The following is a 3392-nucleotide window of genomic DNA, read 5'->3' on the forward strand; positions in this document are numbered from 1 at the left end:
CGCTACCGCTGCGGGAGCCGGTGCGCTCGCTGGTGTGGGTGCGCGGGCGGCTGCGGGTCTGCGCGCCGGGGGTGGTCTGTTCGGCCGGTGTCGGCGGGCGGGCGCCGCGGCGAATCACCTGCGACGGCTCGACGCGCGGGTCGCGCCGGGGCGGGGGTCGATCGCCGTTCACCCGGTTAACGTACGCGGCCGGCGGCCCGGCGTCCGACTACGGGCGCGCGCGCAGGCCGTTGATGAACGGGCAACCCATCAACACCCGGATGGCCTGGCTTAGCCCGGTCATGTCGTCGACCGGCTTGTGAAACGGCAGCCGGACGTCGTGGTCGCGGTCTTGGCCCTCGACGCGAAACCGAACGCCGTAGCGGTCGAGCCCGAGCGGACGCACCTGCCCGCGACGCAACGGCGCGGGCAGCCGGGACACCAGCCGGGCGACCACATCGCTGTGGGCGGTGTCCAGATGCCACAACAGGTTCGACTCGATCTCGCAGAACGGGTCGGGCCTTGCAGCGACGAGGTCCTCGACGCTGACGGGCTCGGCACCGGTGGCGTCGGTGACGACGACGGACGCGATCTCCAGCCGGACCAGCGTGTACCGCATTTCCTCGTCGTCGGGCGGCGCGCACCGCGGGGTGTCGACCTGAAGCAGCGCGGGGTGCGGCCACTCGGCGGCGATCCGGTCGACCGTCTCGGCGACCACCGCCGGGGCGAACGCCCGCAGTCGCCCGCGCACCCACACCAGCGAGCGCACCGGCTCCCGCAGCGGTAGCGGCGCGTAGTCGGTCAGCTCCAGCAGCGCCTGCGACCCGGCCGGCGGCGGGTCGTCGCTCGAATTCGGAAGCGCCAGGGCGAAGGACCCGTCGGGCAGCAGGTGATGCACGGGCGTCACGAACGGGTCCTGGCGTGGCTGCGCGGTTTCCAGGGCAAGCAGCGCGCCACCGGCGCGCACGCAGGCGCTGCGGATACGTTCGGCCGTCGTCGGGGAGGGGCAGGTCAGCGGTAACACCATTCTCCTTATATTAGGTAAGCCTAAGTTAACTTAGAAGCGGGGGCGCCGCAAGAGCCGTTTGACGGCCGCCGCCGCTAGGGTTGAGGCGTGGTCCGCATCGCTTATCTCGGTCCGGAAGGGACCTTCACCGAGGCGGCGCTGTTGCAGATCACGGCCGCCGGCCTGATCCCCGGCCAGGGCCAAGACGAGGTCCAGCGGCTGCCCCTCGACAGCACCGCCGCGGCGCTGGACGCCGTCCGCGACGGCGGCGCCGAATACGCCTGCGTCCCGATCGAGAACTCGATCGACGGGTCGGTGACGCCCACGCTCGACAGCCTCGCCATCGGGTCCCCCCTGCAAGTCTTCGCCGAGACCACCCTGGACGTCGCCTTCACCATCGTGGTCAGACCGGGCCGTACCGCCGCCGACGTCCACACCCTGGCCGCGTTCTCGGTGGCGGCCGCGCAGGTGCGGCACTGGGTGGCCGACAACCTGCCCGGGGCCGAGCTGCGGCCGGCATATTCCAACGCCGACGCGGCGCGGCAGGTGGCGGAGGGGCAAGCGGACGCCGCGGTGACGTCGCCGCTGGCCGCCTCGCATTGGGGGCTCGGCACGCTGGCCGACGGCGTTGTGGACGAACCCAACGCCCGCACCCGGTTCCTCCTCGTCGGTCCGCCGGGGCCGCCGCCGGCCCGCACAGGTGCCGACCGGACGGCGGTGGTGCTGCGCATCGAGAACGCGCCGGGCGCGCTGCTGGGGGCGCTCACCGAGTTCGGGATCCGGGGCATCGACCTGACGCGCATCGAATCCCGACCGACCCGGACCGCGCTGGGCACCTACATGTTCTTCGCCGACTGCGTGGGCCACATCGACGACGACGCCGTCTCCGAGGCACTCAAGGCGCTGCACCGTCGTTGTGCCGATGTGCGATACCTGGGATCGTGGCCGACGGGTTCGCCCGCCGGGGTGCTGCCGCCGCCGGCCGACGAGGCGGCCCGCTGGCTGGCGCGGCTGCGTGCGGGCAAACCGGAAATCGAGTCCGCGGAGCTCGAACGATGACCGGTCGCCTGGTGCTACTGCGGCACGGCCAGTCGTACGGCAACGTCGAGCGCAGGCTGGACACCCGCCCGCCCGGGGCGGAGCTGACGCCGCTGGGGCGCGACCAGGCCCGCGCCTTCGCTCGCGGTGCGGGACGGCCCGCGCTGCTGGCTCACTCGGTCGCGATTCGCGCGTGCCAGACCGCCGGGGTGATCGGCGGCGAGCTCCAGATGTCCGCCGTCGAGGTACCCGGCGTGCACGAGGTCCAGGTCGGCGGGCTGGAAGACCGCAGCGACGACGACGCGGTCGCGGAGTTCAACTCGATCTATGAGCGATGGCATCACGGTGATCTCGACGTCCCGCTGCCCGGCGGCGAAACCGGCAACGACGTCCTGGACCGCTACGTGCCCGCGCTCACCGACCTGCGCCTGCGCTACCTCGACAACCACGACTGGACCGGCGACATCGTCGTCGTGAGCCACGGCGCGGCGATTCGTCTGGCCGCCGCCGTGCTGGCCGGCGTGGACGCCACCTTCGCGCTGGACAACCACCTCGACAACGCCCAATCGGTGGTCTTGGCCCCCATCACCGACGGGCGGTGGAGCTGCGTGCGGTGGGGGACGCTGACGCCGCCGTTCTACCCCGAGGACGAGGCGACTCCGGTCGCGGACGCGGTGCATTCGAGCACCGACCCGATGGGCTGACGGCCGATCAGACGGCCAGAGCCACCGATTCGAAGCACCCGCAGCCGACGGCGTCGCAATCGACGAAGAAGGCGTGCGGCAACAGCTCGGGGCTGAAGCAGTCCGGCTCGGTGCATTCGGAGCGGCGCAGCGAATGGCGAATGATGGTGCCGTGACAGTGATCTAAGCCCGCCCGGCAGTCGCGGCAGTCAGCGCTCATAACCCGTTCATAGCACCGGCCGCGGACAAACCGCGGTTGCCGCGCCCGGAAAACCGGCGCGGCGGAAGTTGTCAGGCCCAGCCCAACTCTTCGAGCCGGTCGTCGTCGATGCCGAAGTGGTGGGCGATCTCGTGGATCACCGTGATCGCCACCTCCTCGACCACCTCGTCGTCGGACTCGCAGACGTCGAGCAGCGCCTCGCGGTAGATGGTGATGGCGTCCGGCAGCGATCCCGCGTAGTCGGAATCACGCTCGGTCAGCGCGACCCCTTCGTACAGCCCGAGCAGTTCGCCGTCCTCCGGGTGCCGGTCGGAGACCAGCACGACGACGTTGTCCATGGCCGCCGCGAGCTCGGGCGGGATCAGGTCGAGCGCGTCGGAGACCAGCTCGTCGAACCGCTGCGGATCCATCCGCGCGGGCACCGGGCTAACCCCCGGCGGGCGGCGGGGCGGGCGGTGCCTCGGGT

General features: G+C 71.8%; 4 protein-coding genes and 1 pseudogene. 2 read left to right on the top strand and 3 right to left on the bottom strand.

What is annotated here, in order from left to right; genetic code table 11:
* Window positions 1-208: 208 nt before the first annotated feature.
* A complete protein-coding gene (locus tag A5702_RS13645; protein WP_055404674.1) occupies window positions 209-1006 on the bottom strand; it encodes a DUF2470 domain-containing protein in 798 nt (265 codons plus the stop codon).
* A gap of 87 nt (window positions 1007-1093) precedes the next feature.
* Here A5702_RS13645 and pheA point away from each other — a divergent pair, with 87 nt between their 5' ends.
* The gene (gene pheA / locus A5702_RS13650) at window positions 1094-2044 is read left to right on the top strand and encodes a prephenate dehydratase (protein ID WP_068221356.1); all 951 of its coding nucleotides are present in this window, start codon (window positions 1094-1096) and stop codon (window positions 2042-2044) included.
* Window positions 2041-2727, top strand: coding sequence for a histidine phosphatase family protein (locus A5702_RS13655; protein WP_055404672.1), 687 nt, complete (start codon window positions 2041-2043; stop codon window positions 2725-2727). The genes pheA and A5702_RS13655 overlap by 4 nt, the downstream gene beginning before the upstream one ends.
* Window positions 2728-2734: 7 nt before the next feature.
* Here A5702_RS13655 and A5702_RS13660 read toward each other — a convergent pair whose 3' ends face one another.
* Both A5702_RS13660 and A5702_RS13665 read right to left on the bottom strand, forming a co-directional pair.
* A complete protein-coding gene (locus A5702_RS13660) occupies window positions 2735-2926 on the bottom strand; it encodes a hypothetical protein (RefSeq protein WP_068221362.1) in 192 nt (63 codons plus the stop codon).
* Window positions 2923-3348 (bottom strand): annotated as a pseudogene (locus A5702_RS13665) (metallopeptidase family protein). The gene A5702_RS13660 and the pseudogene A5702_RS13665 overlap by 4 nt, the downstream one beginning before the upstream one ends.
* Window positions 3349-3392 lie beyond the last annotated feature (44 nt).

This window comes from Mycobacterium sp. E3339 (assembly GCF_001666915.1).
GTDB lineage: Bacteria > Actinomycetota > Actinomycetes > Mycobacteriales > Mycobacteriaceae > Mycobacterium.